The sequence below is a fragment of the uncultured Clostridium sp. genome, assembly GCF_934754915.1.
Classification (GTDB): Bacteria; Bacillota; Clostridia; order Clostridiales; family Clostridiaceae; genus Clostridium.
The window spans coordinates 1-19,465 of record NZ_CAKVKB010000065.1; the positions used below are offsets into that span (position 1 = coordinate 1).

General features: G+C 28.5%; 26 protein-coding genes. All 26 read left to right on the forward strand.

What is annotated here, in order from left to right:
* Window positions 1–83 precede the first annotated feature (83 nt).
* Window positions 84–530, forward strand: a complete 447-nt coding sequence (locus tag Q0F58_RS10890; RefSeq protein WP_294376267.1) for a hypothetical protein — start codon at window positions 84–86, stop codon at window positions 528–530.
* 17 nt (window positions 531–547) lie between these two features.
* Window positions 548–982 carry a hypothetical protein gene (locus Q0F58_RS10895; RefSeq protein WP_294376270.1) on the forward strand — a complete coding sequence of 145 codons (435 nt, stop codon included), beginning with the start codon at window positions 548–550 and terminating at the stop codon, window positions 980–982.
* Window positions 983–1,013: 31 nt separating this feature from the next.
* Window positions 1,014–1,646, forward strand: coding sequence for a hypothetical protein (locus tag Q0F58_RS10900; RefSeq protein ID WP_294376272.1), 633 nt, complete (start codon window positions 1,014–1,016; stop codon window positions 1,644–1,646).
* Window positions 1,633–2,052: a hypothetical protein gene (locus Q0F58_RS10905; protein WP_294376274.1), complete on the forward strand. Its 420-nt coding sequence runs from the start codon at window positions 1,633–1,635 to the stop codon at window positions 2,050–2,052. The genes Q0F58_RS10900 and Q0F58_RS10905 overlap by 14 nt, the downstream gene beginning before the upstream one ends.
* Window positions 2,042–2,416, forward strand: a complete 375-nt coding sequence (locus Q0F58_RS10910; RefSeq protein WP_294376276.1) for a hypothetical protein — start codon at window positions 2,042–2,044, stop codon at window positions 2,414–2,416. The genes Q0F58_RS10905 and Q0F58_RS10910 overlap by 11 nt, the downstream gene beginning before the upstream one ends.
* Window positions 2,417–2,578: 162 nt before the next feature.
* On the forward strand, window positions 2,579–3,136 hold the full coding sequence (gene efp / locus Q0F58_RS10915) for an elongation factor P (RefSeq protein ID WP_294376279.1): 558 nt from the start codon (window positions 2,579–2,581) through the stop codon (window positions 3,134–3,136).
* Between the two features lie 227 nt (window positions 3,137–3,363).
* Window positions 3,364–3,726 carry a CD1247 N-terminal domain-containing protein gene (locus Q0F58_RS10920; RefSeq protein ID WP_294376282.1) on the forward strand — a complete coding sequence of 121 codons (363 nt, stop codon included), beginning with the start codon at window positions 3,364–3,366 and terminating at the stop codon, window positions 3,724–3,726.
* Window positions 3,727–3,988: 262 nt separating this feature from the next.
* Complete coding sequence (gene spoIIIAA, locus Q0F58_RS10925; protein WP_294376284.1) at window positions 3,989–4,915, forward strand: stage III sporulation protein AA; 927 nt, start codon at window positions 3,989–3,991, stop codon at window positions 4,913–4,915.
* The gene (gene spoIIIAB / locus Q0F58_RS10930) at window positions 4,903–5,421 is read left to right on the forward strand and encodes a stage III sporulation protein SpoIIIAB (protein ID WP_294376287.1); all 519 of its coding nucleotides are present in this window, start codon (window positions 4,903–4,905) and stop codon (window positions 5,419–5,421) included. Before spoIIIAA ends, spoIIIAB begins: the two co-directional genes overlap by 13 nt.
* A gap of 83 nt (window positions 5,422–5,504) precedes the next feature.
* Complete coding sequence (gene spoIIIAC / locus Q0F58_RS10935; protein WP_294376289.1) at window positions 5,505–5,702, forward strand: stage III sporulation protein AC; 198 nt, start codon at window positions 5,505–5,507, stop codon at window positions 5,700–5,702.
* A 39-nt stretch (window positions 5,703–5,741) separates the two neighbouring features.
* The gene (gene spoIIIAD, locus Q0F58_RS10940; protein WP_294376292.1) at window positions 5,742–6,125 is read left to right on the forward strand and encodes a stage III sporulation protein AD; all 384 of its coding nucleotides are present in this window, start codon (window positions 5,742–5,744) and stop codon (window positions 6,123–6,125) included.
* Between the two features lie 55 nt (window positions 6,126–6,180).
* Window positions 6,181–7,602, forward strand: coding sequence for a stage III sporulation protein AE (gene spoIIIAE, locus Q0F58_RS10945; protein WP_294376295.1), 1,422 nt, complete (start codon window positions 6,181–6,183; stop codon window positions 7,600–7,602).
* Window positions 7,603–7,608: 6 nt separating this feature from the next.
* Window positions 7,609–8,217 (forward strand): stage III sporulation protein AF, encoded by a 609-nt coding sequence (locus Q0F58_RS10950; RefSeq protein WP_294376297.1) that lies wholly within the window; start codon window positions 7,609–7,611, stop codon window positions 8,215–8,217.
* A gap of 12 nt (window positions 8,218–8,229) precedes the next feature.
* A complete protein-coding gene (gene spoIIIAG, locus Q0F58_RS10955; RefSeq protein ID WP_294376301.1) occupies window positions 8,230–8,862 on the forward strand; it encodes a stage III sporulation protein AG in 633 nt (210 codons plus the stop codon).
* Between the two features lie 41 nt (window positions 8,863–8,903).
* Complete coding sequence (locus Q0F58_RS10960) at window positions 8,904–9,443, forward strand: SpoIIIAH-like family protein (RefSeq protein WP_294376303.1); 540 nt, start codon at window positions 8,904–8,906, stop codon at window positions 9,441–9,443.
* Window positions 9,444–9,530: 87 nt separating this feature from the next.
* Complete coding sequence (locus Q0F58_RS10965) at window positions 9,531–9,914, forward strand: Asp23/Gls24 family envelope stress response protein (protein ID WP_294376306.1); 384 nt, start codon at window positions 9,531–9,533, stop codon at window positions 9,912–9,914.
* A 138-nt stretch (window positions 9,915–10,052) separates the two neighbouring features.
* Window positions 10,053–10,448 (forward strand): transcription antitermination factor NusB, encoded by a 396-nt coding sequence (gene nusB, locus Q0F58_RS10970; protein ID WP_294376308.1) that lies wholly within the window; start codon window positions 10,053–10,055, stop codon window positions 10,446–10,448.
* Window positions 10,449–10,746: 298 nt separating this feature from the next.
* The gene (locus Q0F58_RS10975) at window positions 10,747–11,595 is read left to right on the forward strand and encodes a bifunctional methylenetetrahydrofolate dehydrogenase/methenyltetrahydrofolate cyclohydrolase (protein ID WP_294376311.1); all 849 of its coding nucleotides are present in this window, start codon (window positions 10,747–10,749) and stop codon (window positions 11,593–11,595) included.
* Window positions 11,585–12,784, forward strand: a complete 1,200-nt coding sequence (gene xseA, locus Q0F58_RS10980) for an exodeoxyribonuclease VII large subunit (RefSeq protein ID WP_294376313.1) — start codon at window positions 11,585–11,587, stop codon at window positions 12,782–12,784. The genes Q0F58_RS10975 and xseA overlap by 11 nt, the downstream gene beginning before the upstream one ends.
* Before the next feature lie 10 nt (window positions 12,785–12,794).
* Window positions 12,795–13,019 carry an exodeoxyribonuclease VII small subunit gene (locus Q0F58_RS10985; protein WP_294376315.1) on the forward strand — a complete coding sequence of 75 codons (225 nt, stop codon included), beginning with the start codon at window positions 12,795–12,797 and terminating at the stop codon, window positions 13,017–13,019.
* The gene (locus Q0F58_RS10990) at window positions 13,006–13,875 is read left to right on the forward strand and encodes a polyprenyl synthetase family protein (RefSeq protein WP_294376329.1); all 870 of its coding nucleotides are present in this window, start codon (window positions 13,006–13,008) and stop codon (window positions 13,873–13,875) included. The genes Q0F58_RS10985 and Q0F58_RS10990 overlap by 14 nt, the downstream gene beginning before the upstream one ends.
* 16 nt (window positions 13,876–13,891) lie before the next feature.
* On the forward strand, window positions 13,892–15,748 hold the full coding sequence (dxs, locus tag Q0F58_RS10995) for a 1-deoxy-D-xylulose-5-phosphate synthase (protein WP_294376317.1): 1,857 nt from the start codon (window positions 13,892–13,894) through the stop codon (window positions 15,746–15,748).
* Window positions 15,749–15,760: 12 nt separating this feature from the next.
* On the forward strand, window positions 15,761–16,573 hold the full coding sequence (locus tag Q0F58_RS11000; protein ID WP_294376319.1) for a TlyA family RNA methyltransferase: 813 nt from the start codon (window positions 15,761–15,763) through the stop codon (window positions 16,571–16,573).
* 17 nt (window positions 16,574–16,590) lie between these two features.
* Window positions 16,591–17,517, forward strand: a complete 927-nt coding sequence (locus tag Q0F58_RS11005; protein WP_294376322.1) for an NAD(+)/NADH kinase — start codon at window positions 16,591–16,593, stop codon at window positions 17,515–17,517.
* Window positions 17,514–17,966 (forward strand): arginine repressor, encoded by a 453-nt coding sequence (locus Q0F58_RS11010; protein ID WP_294376325.1) that lies wholly within the window; start codon window positions 17,514–17,516, stop codon window positions 17,964–17,966. The genes Q0F58_RS11005 and Q0F58_RS11010 overlap by 4 nt, the downstream gene beginning before the upstream one ends.
* 18 nt (window positions 17,967–17,984) lie before the next feature.
* A partial coding sequence (recN, locus tag Q0F58_RS11015; protein WP_294376327.1) for a DNA repair protein RecN occupies window positions 17,985–19,465 on the forward strand: 1,481 nt, incomplete at its 3' end.

The following is a 19,465-nucleotide window of genomic DNA, read 5'->3' on the forward strand; positions in this document are numbered from 1 at the left end:
ATATTATACAATACAGACAGACATAAATAAAGAAAAGATTAATATAGACAGAAAATATGAGTTTTATAAAAGCTGGTGGATGGATGAAATTTAGAAGAAAAAAGGCATTTACAATGATTGAAAGCATTATTTACATTTTTCTCTCTACAATAATATTAGGTGAAGGAATAACCATGTTTATTTCCGGATATGCGTCTTATATAGAGGTCAAAAACAAAACTATAAGATTAAATGAGTATAGAAATTTTCAAGTCAATTTAGAGGATATAGTTAGTGAAGGAGCTGTAGATGAAATAATCACAGGAGAAGATTATGTGGAATTACATAAAAACATATACGAAGGCAATATGAAAAAAACTATAAGAGTTTATAATGGAAATATTGTAGTTTCATATTCAAAAGGCCAAAAAACTCTTAATTATAATAACTTGCTTTATAATGTGTCACAAATGAAGGTGATTAAAAAAGAAAATCTTATTTATTTAAATATTTATGATGAAAATGGAGAGAATTTTATATGCTGCCTTTGAGAAAAAGAGGATTTGTCATGATAAATACAATGATAATATTATCGCTTATAATTACGCTTAGTTGTCTTATGTTTAATATTATTAGAAATAATACTCAGATAAGACAGATTGGATATTTAGAAAGTGATATATATTCTGTTGACTTAAATGAAGAAAATATAATATATGAATTTATGGATGAAATCAATATATATGGAAATCAAATTAAAAAAGATAGTGATTTTAGTGAAGCAGATTTAGAATTGTTTGAGAATGATTTTAAAAAAGAAATTGGTGAAAATAAATTAATATACATCAAGTCAGAGGATAAAATGATTTTAAAAATATATGGGAAATATGATGCACTGAGAATTAGAGAATTAAAACGAAAAATAGAAAATGACAAAATAGTTCTTATACCTACAATGAATTTTTATGATACAAATACATCGAATGAATATGGTTCTAATTAACTTAAAAACATTTAAATGAAAGGAGAATATAATGAAAACAGATGTTATTTTTCTAAAAGAAGATTCATTTATATTTGATAAAAATGAATATGGGTTTAATGATTTTTTAGAAGACAATATGCTTTCAAAAAAATTAAAGATAATAATATTAGGGGAAGTAATATATATTGAAAGAGTTCTATTAAAATTTAGATTTTTAAAAATTAATAAATTAATTTCAGATAAAATACAGGAAATTTTTCCGAATAGTAGTGAGATACTTCACGATTATAAAATAAATCTGAAGGAAAAAATAATATATATGTATTCAATAAAAGGAAAAAAGAAAGTCGAAAATCTTTGTTATAAATCCAATTATCTTGAAGTAATTCCATTTCAGTTTCTTATAGGAAATATTTTAAATAAACTTATTAGAAAGAAATATACAAAATTTATGGTATTGATAAAGTTTAATGATGAGTATTATTTTATGGAATATGCTAAAAACAATCTTATAGATAATGCTGTGTCTAGTGATATAAATAATATTTATGAATATTTGAATGAAAAAAACTTACAAGGAAAAATTATAATTGATGAAAAGTGTTTTTATGATGAATATTATTTTAAAAACATGGAGATAATAAAAATGAATATTTTGGAGAAGATAAATGAAAAAATATAAATATTTTATACCTGATAGTTTTTACTTAAAAATTAATCAAAAACAAAACAAAAGAGATAATATACTTATATATATTATGATAATAGTAAATTTAATTTTTCTTCCAAGTAATATTAAAAATTTTAACTTTATAAAGTCTGAAAGACCAGTGTTTAATAAAGATGAATCATATACATATAATAATATAAAAATTCAATGGAATTCAATGGTCAATATGGTAAATGTGTTTTGGGATGAAGATTTTGAAGAAGTATATATAAGTGATGGATATGGAGAATTTATGCTGAGAGACTTAGAGGATTTAAACTCGATAAAAGAAAAAGATAAGAATCTGTTTGATATTTCAGAGATAACTTCTATTGAAAATGAAAAATATAAGATAGGAGTAAATATAAATGAAAGTTAGATTTAAATTAATTATAATATTCATACTAATAGCAACTGGTGTTTTGCAGATTTATCTAAATAAGAAAACAACTGAAAATATTGAAAATAAACAAAAGACAGAAGTAATAGATAAGTATTCAATAAAAAATAGATATATAGATTTATCACAAATAACAAGTGAAATAAATAATGTAGATAATGCTACAATATTAAGTGCAAATAAAGAAAATGATAGATGGTCTGTTGAAATAAAAATAAGCGGTAATAAAAATGAGCTTATGAAAGCAATGAAAAAATTAGAAAAATATGAAATTAAAAATTATATTTTAAATAAAAATAATAATGAAAATTGTGTTATAATAGATGTGTATGGCAATGAATAATATAAATATATAAAATTTTAGTAGAAAGTAATCATAAATAATTGCATTTATGATTGTCTTTTGATAAAATATCATTGTTATGTCAACGAGTAAGTGTATATACTAAATATTTAGGTATAAAATTTGCATTGTAATCATTTTATAAATTTGGAGGGATATTTTATGATATCAGCAGGAGACTTAAGAAAAGGAACTACTTTTGAACTTGATGGACAAGTGTTTACAGTAACAGATTTCTTACATGTTAAACCAGGTAAAGGTGCAGCATTCGTAAGAACTAAATTAAGAAATGTTATCTCTGGAGGAGTTGTAGATAGAACATTCAACCCAACTGAAAAATTACAAGAAGCTGTAATTGAAAGAAAAGAAATGCAATATCTTTACAATGATGGTGAATTATACTACTTCATGGATCAAGAAACATTTGAACAAATTCCTTTAAACCAAGAAAAGGTTGAAGACGCAATTAAATTCTTAAAGGAAAACATGTTTGCTACTATTAAATTCTTCAAAGGTGAAGCTTTCTCAGTTGAAGCACCAAACTTTGTTGAATTACAAATAACTCACTCAGAACCAGGAGTAAAAGGAAATACTACAACTAATGCTTTAAAACCAGCTACAGTTGAAACTGGTGCAGTAGTTAGCGTTCCTATGTTCGTTAATGAAGGTGATGTTATCAGAATAGATACAAGAACAGGAGAATACATGGAAAGAGTTTAATTTCGATGTATTTATATGGGGTTGCTGAGTGTATGCTTAGCAACTCTATTTATATATGAGGATTTTTCATATTAATATAAAAATCAAAAGCAATTCAATATATAGTGTGACGTAAGCAAATATGTATACTATATATTGGCTTGAATTATATAAAATTATAATTATGAAATGTCCACATAATGTATAAATTAAAAAATAATTATCATATGAACAGGAAGTGAAACGATATGGAAGAACTTAGAAAACAAATTGAAGAGTTTCAAACAAGTTTATCAGACATAAAAGATGATGCATATAGAAATTATTTTGAAAAAATAGAATCTATCTTGAATTCAATGGCTGACAAAATTGAAGAAGTGGTTGTAAATCAAGAAACAATGGAAGAAAATATGCAGTTCTTGGATGATGATTTATCAAACATTCAGGATGAATTATTTGAAGAAGTATCGATTGACGAACTGTGTGATATGGAAGATGAGTATGTAGAAGTAAAATGTACTCATTGCAACAAACCTATTTTTATGGAAAAATCAGCGTTGGAAAGCAAGGATAAGATTCCTTGTCCTTATTGCCATAATAATATTAAATAATTTCAATTGATTAATGTTAAAAATTATTTAATATCTTACTTATATAAAAAATGTTGCATAGTTAAACTATAATTAAGTAAGGATAAAAAATTTAATAGCTGTTAGTCATAGAAAATGATTATATAAGATCCTGTAGAAGAAACAATATGATTTCTTCTACAGGATTTTTTCTTTACATATTTTTTTATTGTAATGTGTAATATTTCAGAAAAAGTATAAATATTAATTAATTAAGAAGGAGGAAAGGAGGGACTGTATTTAGATGAGGTCAGGAGAAGATATAATCGGGATTTTTCCAATAAAAATTGGAGCTTTACTTAAGGAAAAATTATTGAAAGAACAGATTTATGAGATACGAATTAAAATTGGAAAACCTATTATGATATATTCAAAATATGGAGAAAGCATGATAAATTATTCTCCAGTTAAAGAAGAGATTAAGAGCATAATGCAGAAGATATCAAATTATTCATTATATGCTTATGAAGAAGATATAAGACAAGGCTTTATAACAATTAAGGGAGGACATAGGATAGGAATTGCAGGAGAATGCATCATGGAAAAAGGTGAAGTAAAGACAATAAGAAATATATCATCCATAAATATAAGGATATCAAATGAAGTTATAGGGTGTTCTGATAAACTGATGAAATATATATATTCGCATAAACAAAAAAGAGCATTTAATACTATAATAATTTCGCCTCCAAAGTGTGGAAAAACAACAATATTAAGAGATATTTCAAGAAATATATCCAGTGGATTTCCTTCAGAAGGAATATATGGACATAAGGTTGCTGTAATTGATGAAAGAAGTGAAATTGGAGCATGTTATTTTGGAATACCTCAAAATGATATTGGAATTCGTACAGATATTTTAGATAACTGCCTTAAAAAAGAAGGTATGATAATGGCTATAAGGAGCTTATCTCCAGAAGTATTAATATGTGATGAAATAGGAACAAAAGGAGATGCAGAAGCTCTTTTGATGGCTTTTAATTCAGGAGTTAATATAATAACTTCTATTCATGGATTTACAATAGATGATCTTTATAAGAGAAAAATATTCAATGACCTTTTAGAGAACGAAATAATAGAAAGAGCAATCGTGTTAAGTTCGAGAAGAGGAATTGGAACTATTGAAAATATATATGAATTGAAAGGAGGAGATATAAGATGCTTAAGATAATAATCGGATGTTTTCTTTTTTCAATATGTGCTTATATAGGATTTGAGTATGGAGAGCGTTTTAATAAACGAATGATTCAACTTAGGGAAATATTAAAAAGTTTGATAATTCTTCAAAATGATATCTTATATGGAGCAACTCCTCTTCCAGAAGCATTTGAAAAATTTTCATACAAAGTAGAAGATCCTATAAATTCATTTATGAATGGGATGAAGGAAAAGCTTATATCTGGAAGTGCTGAAAGTGTATATGATGGTGCTGTGGAAGAATATGAAAAATTAAAAGAAAAATTTAATCTTAATGTAAGTGACATAAAAATTCTTGGAGATTTTTTTAAGTCCCTTGGAGAGTCCGGGTTATTTGGTCAGGAACGGATATTTGATCTTGTACTTGAAGGAATTCGAATGAATCTTAAAGAAGCTGAAGAATCTGCAAAAAAGAATGTGAGGTTATATAGATATCTAGGAGTCTGTATAGGAGGAATGCTTACAATTTTTATACTGTGATTCATAAACTCAGTAAATTTCTAATATTAATAGACAGTAAGAAAAATTAGAAAATAAGACCATAAAATATAGGAGGAAAGCAGATGAATGATATAAGTATTCTTTTAAAGATTGGTGGTGCAGGAATTATTCTTGTTATATTGGATAAAGTCCTAACAAGCAGTGGAAAATCTGATATCGCAGCAATAACCAATATAGCCGGTGTTGTGATAATACTTCTTATGATAGTTTCAATAATAGGAGATTTGTTCAGTACAGTAAAGACAATGTTTGTCATGTAATGAACAGGTAGAATTGATGAATTATTAGCAGGTGGTATTATGTTGATTTTAAAAATAGCAGGAATAGCTTTTGCAGCAATGTTTATGATTGTCCTTATAAGAAAAGCAGAAGGGAATGTAGCAACATTGTTAGAGCTTGTTGCAGGAGCTTTAATTTTCTTTATGGTTATTGATCCATTAAAAGAAATAATGACATTCATTGAGATGATGTCAGATAAAGCAAATATTGATACCGTCTATATTGGTATTGTGATTAAAATAATAGGAATTGCATATATTGCATCATTTGCAAGTACTTTATGTAAAGATGCTAATGTAAATTCCCTGGGGACTCAGATTGATTTTGCTGGAAAGATAATGATTTTGGTTCTGGCTGTTCCAATTTTAATGGCAGTGCTTAATTCTATACTTCAGATAATGTAGCAGTGTATCAATAATAAGCAATTGAATTAATAAAGTTAAAGGTTGTGTATTCAATATGATGATGATAAAGAGGTTAACATTTCTTTTTATAAGTATGTTTCTTACATTTTTATTGTGTGAACCTTTCTTTCTAGCAAGAAGCACTAAATATGCAGCAGCGGAAAGTGATACAAAAGAATACACTATATCAAAACCATATGATAATAAATTTGATTACAATTATGAAAGAAAAGATAAAAATGACAGTTTAGAAAAAACATCAATAGAACAGATAGATTTAGAAAATTCAGAAGCTGAGGTATGTCTGAAAGACGATGATTTGGAAAACAACACTTATGAGTTTCAAAATGATTATGAAACAGAAAAAGATGAAAAACAAGTGAAGGATTTGAAAATTGAAGATATTGGAGGAAATGCAAAAGGCCAGATACAGACATTATATGATTATATAAGTAAAATGAAGACAGATGTAGAGCTCTTGCAGAATCTTGACCCAGTAGAATATATAAATACTTTTATTTTAGAAGGAAAAGGAAACTTATCATTTGATGTGATTGTAAAAGCAGTGCTGAGCTTATTTTTTAAAGAAGTAAAAAGTGTATTAGGACTTACAGTATCCATAGTTACAATTTCAATATTATGTGCACTTTTAAAAAATCTTCAAGAATCATTTGCAGATGAAAGTATATCACAGGTGGCTTTTTATGCATGTTATGCTATTGTCGTAATAATACTTTCAAAGAGTTTTATAATTTCCATATCGTTAGCTCAGGATGTAATAAATGACATATCAAATTTCATGAATGCACTTCTGCCAATACTTGCAACAATGATTGGTTTAGCAGGAGGGATAACTCAAGCAGCAACTTTAGATCCATTTATTATTGGATCTGTAATATTTATACCGAAGATTTATACAAAGATTATTATACCAATGATTTTAATTGGATTTGTACTTGAGTTTGCAAATAATATTTCTGAAGAGCATAAAATAACAAATCTCTGTAAGCTGACAAAACAGTGTATTTTATGGTTTCAAGGAATAATACTTACTGCATTTATAGCAATGCTTACCATAAGAGGGATAACTTCAAATACAATAGATGCTGTTACATTAAAAACAGCTAAGTTTGCAGTAGATAATTTTATACCAATAGTAGGAAAAACATTTTCTGATGCAATAACATCTGTGGCAGGATATTCGCTCATAATTAAAAATGCAGTCAGTTCTGTGGGTCTTGTTGTAGTTCTTTTAATACTTCTTTATCCAATATTAAAACTGGTTCTTATGACATTTATATATAAAATTTCAGCAGCACTTGTTGAGCCTGTTAGTGATTCAAGAATAACAAAAGCATTAGAATCAGCTGGAACATCCATGGTACTCATAATTTCATGTGTACTTACTGTAAGTTTTATGTTTTTTATACTCATTGCAATTATGGCACAGGCAGGAAGTTTTGTAGTAGGAGGATGATTTTTAATGGAAAATTTAAAAAGTTTTGCAGCTACCCTTACTACTATTCTAATATTTATGAGTGCAGTTGAGATTCTTGCGCCTGATAAAAAATTCAAGAAATATATATCTTTTGTTTTAGGACTCATACTTATAAGCACTATTTTAAATCCTATAGTTCAATTTATAAGTAATGGAGAAAAGAATGTGCTTGAGGGAATTGAAAATTATAAAACAGTATTTTCAGCAGAACAGAACAAGGTTAATATTGATGGAACCATGTCTTATGAAGGAAATAGAGATAATGAAGATGTTAGAAAGCAGGCTTTTATCAATAACTTTAATAAAAATTGTGAGAGTATTCTTGAAAATCATTTCAAAAACATTAAATTTAAAGCAGATGTTGAATGTGATGTTGATTTTAATAACATAAATATAAGTATTAAAAAGCTGAGGATAGGAATAAGGGATAGCAAAGTAAAAAAAATCCAGAAAGTTGAAATTGGAAATGATAAAAATGAACAGGCTGATGAAAAAGACAAATTAAAACAAGAGTATAAGGATGTTGTGAGATATGCATCTGATGAATTAGAAATAGCTGAGGAAAAAATAGAAATATATATTCTGGAGGAATAGGAGAGGCTGTATATGAATATAAAAAAATTGATAGATGATATTAAAGATTTTTTTGAAAAAAACTCAAAGATAAAGAGACTGAGTGTAATATGCCTTGTACTTGTTTTTATACTTATTGCCCTTAATGTAATAGGAGAAAATAAGGGACTTAACAGTATTATTCCATCTGTAACAAATAATAATTCTAGAAATGGAAGCAGTGCTGTTGACACATCCAGTATAAGTGAAGAAAAAATTATGACAAGTGATGAATATGAAGAAAAACAAAAAGCTGATCTTATAAACATATTAAAAAAGATGAATGGTGTTGGTGATGTTGATGTTATGCTGACATTTGAAAGTGGTGAGCAGAAAGTGCCTGCATATGATACTACAGCTCAGAAGTCAACTACAGAAGAAACAGATACTCAGGGAGGAAAAAGAGTAAATAATCAAAACAATGATAATTCAAAAGTGGTAATGACACAAAATGATGGGAAAAATGAACCTTTTATATTGACAACATATAAGCCTAAAATAGTTGGAATAGTAATTGTAGCAGAAGGTGCAGAAGATAGTAAAACTAAATATGAAATTGAACAGGCAGTTTCAAAATTATATAACTTAAGTTTAGAAAAGGTTAATGTATATAGTATGAAAAAATAGCATATAAATAATTATAGGGATATGATGGGAGGAAGTTTATTATGACAAAAAAACAATGTGGGATTATTTTTACATTACTTGCATTAATATTATGTACAGGAGTTCTTGCAGCAAAACTTAACAATGGAGGATTGAACGATCCAGCAGATTTAAGTCAGGTGTTATCATCTGAAACAATAACTAAAGATGACCAAAATATTAATGAAGAGTGTAAAGATACACAGACTTTAAGTAGTCAGAATTATTTTTATGAAGCTAGAAGTGAGAGAGAACAGAAGGATTCAGCAACAATACAATCGTTAAATGCAATAATTGATGATGCAAATACTTCAAAGGAACAAAAAGATGAAGCATCTAAGGAATTAACTAAAAAAACTATGGCAAAAGACAATGAGGGAAGAATAGAATTAAATATAAAAAATAAAGGATTTGAAGATGCTTTATGCATGCTTCAAGATAACAAAGCAACTGTAGTAGTAAAATCTTCAACAGGAATTGAAGAAAGTGATAGTGTTGCAATTCAAGAAATCGTTCAAGATGTGTCAAACATAAAAGATGTAATTATTGAAGTTCAGAAATAATGTAATTGTAAAGTTAAATTTTATTTGTTATAATGAACATAAGATTAGCATGTTTTGTTATTACAAAACCGAGGAGGTTAAGATAGCATGGAAGATATAAAGAATGATGAAAATATCGGAATTGTTAAAATTTCTGATGAAGTTGTCAGCGTTATAGCTGGAATAGCAGCACAGGAAGTTGAAGGCATATTAGATTATCAAAATAGTATGGCAAGCAACTTGACAAATATATTTAAGGGTAAAAAAAATAACAATTCTAAAGGAACTAAAGTTACTTTGGAAGGTGATAAAGCTATAATAGATATGAATATAGCAGTTGAGTATGGAAAAAAGATTAATGAATTAGCAGCTTTGGTGCAGGAAAATGTTAAAAAGACTGTTGAAGCAATGACTGGTCTTGAAGTAGATTCTGTTAATATATGCGTCCAAAGTATTTACTTACCAAAAGAAGAAGGAAATGAATCTAAATAGTTTAGTTTTCACCCTCTGAAATTTCAGAGGGTGTTTAATTTGACTTGTATTTATAAAGATATAAGTTTAAAAGATGTAAAAAGTGTGTATAATGTTAAATGTGCATGATTAATATGACATATATTTTAGGAGGATTCGATGAATAGAAAATTATCTAGGGAAAAAACAATGGAGTTATTATTTGGAATGACTTGCAGTAAAGATAGAGCTGTTGAAGCTGTTGAAACTTTTGTTGAAAATTATGAAGGAAATATAAAGGAAATTGATTTAACATATGTCAAAAGAGCATTAATAGGAATTGAAAACAATATAGAAGCTATAGATGAAGCTATATCTTCTAACTTGCAGAATTGGAAAATTGATAGAATTTCTAAGGTTAATCTTGCAATTTTAAGACTTGCTGCATATGAAATTATTTTTGATGAAGATGTACCAAAAAATGTTGCAATAAATGAAGCTTTAGAAATAACAAGAAAATATTCTGATGAAAAAAGCGTTTCATTTATTAATGGAGTACTAGATAAAATAAAGTAATTTATACATAATAATATGTAATGAGGAGGATGGATAAGTTTTGGCTTATGCACCTCTTTTTTATTGAAATTGAATAAATATTAATGATTATATCAATAAATAAAATTAATATTTAAAGAAAGCATGTAAAGATTTGATATTTGGTTGTTTTTTAAAATTGATTATGGCTAATTGAAATGTATATATATAAACAATTATTGAAAAAATATAAAAGTAAAGTTAAAATAGACACATAGATAAAATTTAAAATAGTATCATTAGAAATATAGATACAAATGAGAAAGTGGGGAATTAGATAGTGGGGCAATTAATTAATGGAAAAGAAGTAGCAGCAAAAGTTAAGGAAGAAATAAAAAGCTTTGTAGAAGATAGAAAGGAAAAGAATCTTAAGATTCCTAAAATAGCATCTATTTTAGTAGGAGAAGATGGCGGATCTATTTATTATATGAATAGTCAGGAAAAAGTTGCTGTATCTCTTGGTGTACAGTTTGAAAAGGTTATTTTAAGAGAAGAATCCAGTGATGAAGATGTGATAAATGAAATTCACAGATTAAATGAAGACGATAATATTCAGGGAATAATTCTTCAGCTTCCATTACCAAAACATTTGGATGAAAAGAAGATAATAAAGGAAATTTCAGTTAAAAAGGATATTGATTGTCTTACATTTGAAAGTCAAGGAAAATTGTATATGGGAGAACCAGGATTTTTACCATGTACACCAAATTCAGTTGTTACATTAATAAAGAGTTTAAATAGTGATATAAGTGGGAAAAATGTAGTTGTACTTGGAAGAAGCAATATTGTCGGAAAACCAGCAGCACAGCTTTTATTGAATGAAAATGCAACTGTAACAATATGCCATTCAAGAACAAAAAATCTTAAAGAAGTGTGTAAAAAAGCAGATATATTGGTTGTTGCTATTGGTAAACCAAAATTCATAGACGAAAGTTATGTAAATGAAAATGCTATTGTAATAGATGTAGGAACATCACGTTTTGAAGGAAAAATAACAGGAGATGTTGATTTTGATAAGGTTATAGATAAATGTGCTTATTTAACACCAGTTCCAGGAGGCGTAGGAGCTTTAACAACTACCCTTTTAATAAAAAATGCATGTGAGGCTTTAAAGGAAAATGAAAATTAAAACTTTAACTGTTTCGGAAGTAACAAGTTATATTAAAAGAGTTCTTGATAATGATTTTATTTTAAATAATCTCTCTGTAAAAGGGGAGATTTCTAATTTAAAATATCATAGCAGCGGACATATTTATTTTTCCCTCAAGGATGATAAAGGAAAAGTAAATTGTGTAATGTTTAGAGGAAATGCTGTTTCTTTGAATTTTAAACTTGAAGAAGGAATGTCAGTAATTATAAATGGCAGAGCTTCAATATATCCAGCAACAGGTTCATTTCAGATTTACTGTGATGAAATTGAAAAGGAAGGTCAGGGAGAGCTTTTCTTAAAATTTGAGAAATTAAAGGCAAAACTTTTAAAAGAAGGATATTTTGATGAAAATCATAAAAAAGATATTCCAGCTTATCCTAAGAAAATAGGAGTTGTTACATCTTCTACAGGTGCTGCAATAAGAGATATAATAAATGTAGCAAGAAGAAGAAATGATAAAATAGATATAGTCCTTTATCCAGCCAAAGTACAAGGTATTGGAGCTTATAAAGAAGTTATAGAAGGAATAGAATATTTTAATAGAAAAAACAGTGTGGATGTCATAATTGTAGGAAGAGGAGGAGGATCATTAGAAGAACTTTGGAATTTTAATGAAGAGGAACTTGCAATGGCAGTTTATGATTCTCATATTCCTATAATTTCAGCTGTAGGTCATGAAATAGATTTTACTATATGTGATTTTGTATCAGATTTCAGGGCAGCAACACCATCTCAAGGAGCTGAAATAGCAGTGCCTTTAAAAAGTGAAATATTAAATACTATAGATAATATATACAGAATTTTAAATGATAGTGTTGAATATAAGCTTAAAAGCTGTAGAGATAATATATTAAATTATGAAAGAATATTGAAAATACATTCACCAATGAATCTTATTGCAAATTCTTATTTAGAGACTGACAAGTTAAAAGAACGATTAAATTTTGCAATAAAGACAAAACTAAATAAAGAAAAAAAGAATATTGAAAATTTAAACAATCTTCTTGCTGCATATAATCCTGTTAAAGTTATAGAAAAAGGATATGCTATAATAGAAGATGATAAAAATAATATAATAACTTCAAAAAAAATGTTGAATGAAGAAAAGAAGTTAAATATAATTCTTAAAGATGGAAATGTTAGAGGAAGTTTCATTCCAGAAGAATAGGAGTTTAAAAATGGCCAGAAAAGAAAGTTATGAAGAAATGTTATCTAAACTTCAAGAAATTTTAAATAATCTTGAAAATGACCAGCTTAATCTTGAAGATTCAATGAAATCATATGAAAATGGTGTAAAACTCGTGAATAAGATTTATAAGACCCTTAATGCATATGAAGGAAAGATTTCCATAATTAAAGATGAAAAAGAAGTGGAGTTTGGTGAAAGTGATATCGATAGATAATTTAAAAAAAGACATTAATGAATATTTAGATAGCTACTTTAGAAATAAAGGTGAATATAATAAAGTTATTTATGAAGCCAGCAGCTATAGTTTGAATATAGGTGGAAAAAGGATAAGACCAATTTTATTTTCATTAGCTTATTATATTTTCAAAAATGAATATACTAATGTACTGCCAATGGCATGTTCAATTGAAATGATTCATACGTACTCACTTATACATGATGATCTTCCATGTATGGATGATGATGATTTAAGAAGAGGAAAGCCAACAAATCATAAAGTTTTTGGTGAGAATATTGCAGTTCTTGCGGGAGACAATCTTCTTAATGAAGCTGTAATACTGATGATGAATTATGCGTTAAAAAATGGAGGAAATTCATTGAAGGCTGCTTATGAGATAACATCTTCAGCTGGAGCAGAAGGGATGATTGGAGGTCAGGTTGTTGATGTAATATCTGAAGGAAAATCTATTTCAAAAGATGAACTTGAATATATGCATGCAAAGAAGACTGGAGCACTTATAAGGGCATCAGTGGTAAGTGGTGCTATACTTGCTGGTGCATGCGAAGCTGATATAGAAATATTAAAAAAATATGGTGAAAAGTTAGGCTTGGTTTTTCAAATTAGAGATGATATTCTGGATGTAATTGGTGATGCTCATATTATGGGGAAAAATATACATGCAGATGAAGAACATAATAAAACTAATTTTATAAGTGTTTATGGACTTGATGAATGCAAAAAAATGTGTGAAAAATTAAGTGAAGAATGTGTGAAACTGCTTAAAACACTGACAGTAGATGCACAATGTTTAATTGATTTAACGTATAGTCTTTTAAATAGAGAAAGTTAGCAGAGGAAATGATATTATGAAATTGATAGATAAAATAGACTTCCCTAAAGGCATAAAAAAACTGGATATTAAAGATACTAAAGTACTCAGTCAAGAGTTAAGGGAATTTTTAATAGAAAGTGTGTCAAAAACAGGAGGTCACTTATCTTCTAATTTAGGAGTTGTTGATCTTACATTGAGTCTTTTTAAGGCATTTGATTTTGAAAAGGATAAAATTGTGTGGGATGTAGGACATCAAAGTTATGTATATAAGATTTTAACTGGGAGAAAAGACGGATTTAAAAAACTGAGACAATTTAATGGAATGAGTGGTTTCCCCAAAAGAAATGAAAGCAATTATGATTATTTTGATACAGGCCACAGTAGTACATCAATTTCGGCAGCACTTGGAATAGCAAGGGCACGAGATATTAAAAAAGAGAATTATCATGTTATTGCTGTTATAGGTGATGGTGCACTGACAGGAGGAATGGCTCTTGAAGCATTGAATGATGTAGGATTCAGGAAAACTAAGATGATTATTATACTTAATGATAATCAGATGTCAATTTCTCCTAATGTTGGAGGTCTTTCGAAGTATCTTAATAAATTAAGAATGGCACCAGGATACAATAAGTTGAAAAATGAAATACATGATTCACTGAATCAAACTCATATAGGAAAAAATATTGCAGATAAAATTTCAAGAGTTAAGGATAGTATAAAACAGCTTGTTGTTCCGTCTATGTTTTTTGAGAGCATAGGACTTAAATATATAGGCCCAATAGATGGTCATGATATAGTATCTATGACAGAAGTATTTAAAATTGCAAAAGAATTTGAAGGACCTGTTATCATACATACTATAACCAAAAAAGGAAAAGGATATGCACTTGCTGAAGAAAGTCCCTGTAAATATCATGGCGTAAGTCCCTTTGATCTTGAAAGTGGAGAATGTAAAAAAGATACTAAAAATACTTATTCAAAAGTATTTGGACAGTCTCTTGTGGAACTTGCATCGAAAGATAACAGAATAACAGCAATAACAGCAGCTATGCCTGATGGAACTGGTTTAAAGGAATTTAGTGAAAAATTTAAAGACAGGTTTTTTGATGTTGGAATAGCAGAACAGCATGCAGTAACACTTGCAGCAGGAATGGCAAGTAATGGATTAAAACCTGTATTTGCAGTATATTCAACATTTCTTCAAAGAGGGTTTGATCAGGTTGTTCATGATGTATGTATTCAGAAACTGCCAGTAGTATTTGCAGTAGACAGAGCAGGTATTGTAGGCGAAGATGGAGAAACGCATCAGGGAATAATGGATATATCATATTTATCTATCATTCCTAATATGACCATTATTGCACCTAAATGTACAGCTGAAGTTAAAACTATGCTTGAATGGGCTTTAAACCAAAATGGACCAGTTGCAATAAGATATCCAAGAGGAGGAGACATAATAGATAATATTTCTCCTTTAAAGGAATTGAATGAAGGAAAATGGGAAGTTATAGCTCAAGGTACAAGAATTTGTATTATAGCAACTGGAAAAATGGTGCAGCATGCAGTTTATGCAAAGGAAATACTATATGAACAGGGAATAAATCCAACAATAATAAATGCAGTTTTTATAAAACCTATAGATAAGCAGATGTTAAAGGAAATTGCAGATAGAGGATATAATATACTTACAATTGAAGATAATATTCTTAAAGGCGGTTTAGGAAGCGCTGTTAAGGATTATATGTATGAAATAGGATATAAGGGAAAAATAAAGTCATTAGGATATGATGACCAGTTTATTCCTCAGGGAAATGTAGATATCCTTTATAAAACTTATAAACTTGACTGTGAAGGAATAAGAGAATCAATATTAGAATTATATGATTAGAAGGAGAACATAATGGCAGAAAAAAAAGAAAGATTGGATATACTTTTAGTAGAGAAAGGAATAATCACTTCAAGAGAAAAAGCTAAAGCCTGCATAATGGAAGGAAAAGTTTATGTAAATGGACAGAAGTTAGATAAAGCAGGTGAAAAGGTAAGTGTTGATAGTGATATAGAATATAGAGGAGATACTTTAAAGTATGTAAGCCGTGGAGGATTAAAGCTTGAAAAAGCTATGAATACATGGAATCTTACTTTAGATGGAAAAGTATGCATGGATATTGGTGCTTCAACAGGAGGATTTACTGACTGCATGCTTCAAAATGGTGCATCTAAAGTGTTTGCAGTAGATGTTGGATATGGGCAGTTTGCATGGAAACTCAGAACTGATGAAAGAGTTGTATGCATGGAAAGAACAAATATAAGATATGTTACTCCTGAAGACATAAATAATGAATTATTGGATTTTGCTTCAATTGATGTATCATTTATATCTTTAAAGAAAATAATGCCTGCAACTTTAAATCTTCTTAAAGATGATGGTGAGGTAGTGGCACTTATAAAACCTCAGTTTGAAGCTGGAAGAGAAAAAGTAGGTAAAAAAGGTGTTGTTAGGGAAATAAGCACTCATAAAGAAGTTGTACATGGAATAATAGATTTTTTAATAGAACAAGGTCTTAATGTTCTTGGTGTAGGATATTCTCCTATAAAAGGACCTGAAGGAAACAGAGAATATCTTGTTTATTTCACTAAAAATAAAGATAAGGAAAGCAGTTTTGTACAAGAGGATATTGATGCTGTGGTAGAGGCATCACATGTAGAAATTTAATTTCTTCTGGAGGGGCTATGAAAAATATCGGTATTGCAATTAATCCTTCAAAGGATAATGAAAATAAAATCTTAAATATGGTTATAAGTAAAATAAGAGATATATTTGTTCTTGATGATATCCGTATTTTTAATTCATATGACCTTGAAAAACAAGATCTTAAGAATATTGAACTTCTTTTGGTACTTGGTGGAGATGGAACGCTTTTAAGTGCAGCAAGATCTGTTGGAGAGGATTTTAATGGCGTTTTATTTGGAGTGAATATCGGAAATCTTGGATTTTTATCAAGCATAGATATATCAGAAATAGACAATGCACTTAAAAAGCTTAAAAATGAAGAATATCATATTCAAAATAGGATGATGCTTGAATGCAGTGGGGAATTCAAAGATATAATAGAATGTGGTCTTATATGCCAAAAGGAATTGGAAGATAAAAAGGGATGTTCGGATATACATAAATTTAAAAAAGGAAATCTTCAAGCACTTAATGACATAGTACTTGCAAGAGGTACTCTTTCAAGAATGGTGAAATTTAAAATTTATGTTGATGGAAAATTTTATTCATCATTTAAAGGAGATGGACTTATAATAGCTACTCCTACAGGTTCTACAGCATATTCCTTTTCAGCAGGAGGACCGCTCATATATCCTGAACTTGAACTTATAACTATAACACCTATATGTCCACACACAAAAAGCATGCAGACAATTGTTCTTAAAGGAGATAGTATAATTGAAATATATGCTGAAAATGAAGAAGAAAAGATATATCTAACTGTTGATGGACAAAAAGCTATGGAAGTTAATCAAAAATCATGTGTAAAAGTTTATAAAAAACAGAAAAATGTGAAATTGCTTTTGTTTAATGATTATGATTATTTCAAAGTTTTGAGGAATAAGATTTTAAACAATTCTAAAGAATGTGATGGTGAGGAATTTTGAAATCAAAAAGACATACAAAAATATTAGAAATAATTAGTTCAAGAGAAATAGAAACACAGGAAGAACTTGCAGAAGCATTAAAGAGTGAAGGATTTGACGTTACTCAGGCAACAGTATCAAGAGACATTAAGAACCTGAAGCTTATAAAGATGCAGTCTTCAAGTGGAAAATCAAAATATGCTGTATCAACAGGAGAACAGAAAAATATAATAGACAGACTTAGTAATATTCTTGCAAATACTGTTTTATCTGTAGAGAATGTGGATAAAATGGTAGTTATAAAGACAATTACCGGTTCAGCTCCTATAACAGCTGAAGCAATTGATAATCTTGAAAGTGCAGATATTGCAGGTACAGTAGCAGGAGATAATACAATCTTTATTTTAGTGAGAACTATTGAAAGTGCTGAACTTCTAGTATCTAAAATAAGAAAGAGAATGTCTTCATAAGATTAAGGATGGGATAAAATGTTAATTCAATTAAATATTAAAAATTTTGCGTTAATAGAAGAAATGACAATAAACTTTAAGGATGGTTTTAATATACTATCAGGAGAAACTGGTGCAGGTAAATCTATAATGATTGACGCTATAGATTTTGTACTTGGGGGAAAGTTTTCAAAAAGTCTAATAAGAACAGGAGAAGATAAGACATATGTTGAAGCTTTGTTCACCCTTGATGGTTCGAGGGTCTCTGAAGTATTGGATGAACTTGATATTGAATATGATGATGTGCTTATAATAAGCAGGGAATCACATCAGAGTGGGAAAAATTTAATAAAAATTAACGGAAAAAGTTTAATCACATCTCAATTAAGAAGAGTAAGAGCAAGACTCTTAGATATTCATGGGCAGCATCAGAATCAGGAACTTTTAACAAGAAGCAGCCATATATTATATCTAGATGGATTTATAGATAAAGAAATAGTAAAACCTTTAGGAATATATACTGAACTTAGAGATAATCTTCTTAAAGTAAGAGAAGATTTGAGCAGAATTACTGGAAATCAGGATAGAGAAAAACTTTTAGATTATCTGAAATTCCAGATAGATGATATTGAAAAAGCTAAGCTTAAAGAAAATGAAGAAGATGATTTGAGAGAAGAATATAACATTTTAGCAAATGCTGAAAAAATAAATAATGCATTGGCAGAATCTTATAAATTATTATGCGGACAAGAAGAATTTAGTGTCATTGATTCGTTATCTAAAGTTATTTCAGAGTTATCAGGTGTAGAAAATCATTTTGAAAAAATCAAAAAAAATAAAAATTTGATAGAAGAAGCTTTTTACACAATAGAAGAAGCAAGCCGTGAAGTAAGAGACATGGCAGAAGAAATAGTTTTTGACAACGATGCCCTTGAAAGCATAAATTCAAGAATATATGAGATAAATCAATATAAAAAGAAATATGGTCCTACAGTAACAGACATACTAGAGTATCTTGAAAAAATTAAAAAAGAATATGATGAACTTATAAATTCTGAAAAGATTATTGAAGAACTCAGAGAAAAGGAAAAAAATATATTGACTCAGATGGAACAAGCTGCATCAGTTCTGCATGAATTGAGAATATCTAAGAGCAGTGCATTGGAAGAAAAAATCCTTAAGGAATTATCTTTTGTAGGTCTTGAAAAATCAAGAATGAAAATAAGTGTTGAAAAGGATGAAAAGAATTTTAACGAAAGAGGATTTGATGATGTATGCTTTATGATTTCTACAAATCCTGGCGAACCTTTAATGCCTCTTGAAAAAGTATTATCTGGTGGAGAACTTTCAAGAATAATGCTTGCACTTAAATGTGTATTTGCAGAAAAGGATGAAATACCAACACTTATATTTGATGAAATTGATACTGGTATAAGTGGAGCTGTTGCTCAGAGAGTTGGAGAAAAAATGTATCAGCTTTCATGTACACATCAAGTTTTATGTATTACGCATCTTCCACA

Bases quoted from the DNA above. Each gene is read 5' to 3' on its own strand.
- Q0F58_RS10895 (WP_294376270.1), top strand. From the start codon at position 548: ATGATAAATACAATGATAATATTATCGCTTATAATTACGCTTAGTTGT.
- Q0F58_RS10960 (WP_294376303.1), top strand. From the start codon at position 8,904: ATGACAAAAAAACAATGTGGGATTATTTTTACATTACTTGCATTAATA.
- dxs (WP_294376317.1), top strand. From the start codon at position 13,892: ATGAAATTGATAGATAAAATAGACTTCCCTAAAGGCATAAAAAAACTG.
- spoIIIAA (WP_294376284.1), top strand. From the start codon at position 3,989: ATGAGGTCAGGAGAAGATATAATCGGGATTTTTCCAATAAAAATTGGA.
- efp (WP_294376279.1), top strand. From the start codon at position 2,579: ATGATATCAGCAGGAGACTTAAGAAAAGGAACTACTTTTGAACTTGAT.
- xseA (WP_294376313.1), top strand. From the start codon at position 11,585: ATGAAAATTAAAACTTTAACTGTTTCGGAAGTAACAAGTTATATTAAA.
- Q0F58_RS10905 (WP_294376274.1), top strand. From the start codon at position 1,633: ATGAAAAAATATAAATATTTTATACCTGATAGTTTTTACTTAAAAATT.
- Q0F58_RS11005 (WP_294376322.1), top strand. From the start codon at position 16,591: ATGAAAAATATCGGTATTGCAATTAATCCTTCAAAGGATAATGAAAAT.
- spoIIIAD (WP_294376292.1), top strand. From the start codon at position 5,742: ATGTTGATTTTAAAAATAGCAGGAATAGCTTTTGCAGCAATGTTTATG.
- nusB (WP_294376308.1), top strand. From the start codon at position 10,053: ATGAATAGAAAATTATCTAGGGAAAAAACAATGGAGTTATTATTTGGA.
- Q0F58_RS10920 (WP_294376282.1), top strand. From the start codon at position 3,364: ATGGAAGAACTTAGAAAACAAATTGAAGAGTTTCAAACAAGTTTATCA.
- Q0F58_RS10985 (WP_294376315.1), top strand. From the start codon at position 12,795: ATGGCCAGAAAAGAAAGTTATGAAGAAATGTTATCTAAACTTCAAGAA.
- spoIIIAB (WP_294376287.1), top strand. From the start codon at position 4,903: ATGCTTAAGATAATAATCGGATGTTTTCTTTTTTCAATATGTGCTTAT.
- Q0F58_RS10965 (WP_294376306.1), top strand. From the start codon at position 9,531: ATGGAAGATATAAAGAATGATGAAAATATCGGAATTGTTAAAATTTCT.
- Q0F58_RS11000 (WP_294376319.1), top strand. From the start codon at position 15,761: ATGGCAGAAAAAAAAGAAAGATTGGATATACTTTTAGTAGAGAAAGGA.
- Q0F58_RS10900 (WP_294376272.1), top strand. From the start codon at position 1,014: ATGAAAACAGATGTTATTTTTCTAAAAGAAGATTCATTTATATTTGAT.
- Q0F58_RS10950 (WP_294376297.1), top strand. From the start codon at position 7,609: ATGGAAAATTTAAAAAGTTTTGCAGCTACCCTTACTACTATTCTAATA.
- spoIIIAC (WP_294376289.1), top strand. From the start codon at position 5,505: ATGAATGATATAAGTATTCTTTTAAAGATTGGTGGTGCAGGAATTATT.
- spoIIIAE (WP_294376295.1), top strand. From the start codon at position 6,181: ATGATGATGATAAAGAGGTTAACATTTCTTTTTATAAGTATGTTTCTT.
- spoIIIAG (WP_294376301.1), top strand. From the start codon at position 8,230: ATGAATATAAAAAAATTGATAGATGATATTAAAGATTTTTTTGAAAAA.
- Q0F58_RS10910 (WP_294376276.1), top strand. From the start codon at position 2,042: ATGAAAGTTAGATTTAAATTAATTATAATATTCATACTAATAGCAACT.
- Q0F58_RS10890 (WP_294376267.1), top strand. From the start codon at position 84: ATGAAATTTAGAAGAAAAAAGGCATTTACAATGATTGAAAGCATTATT.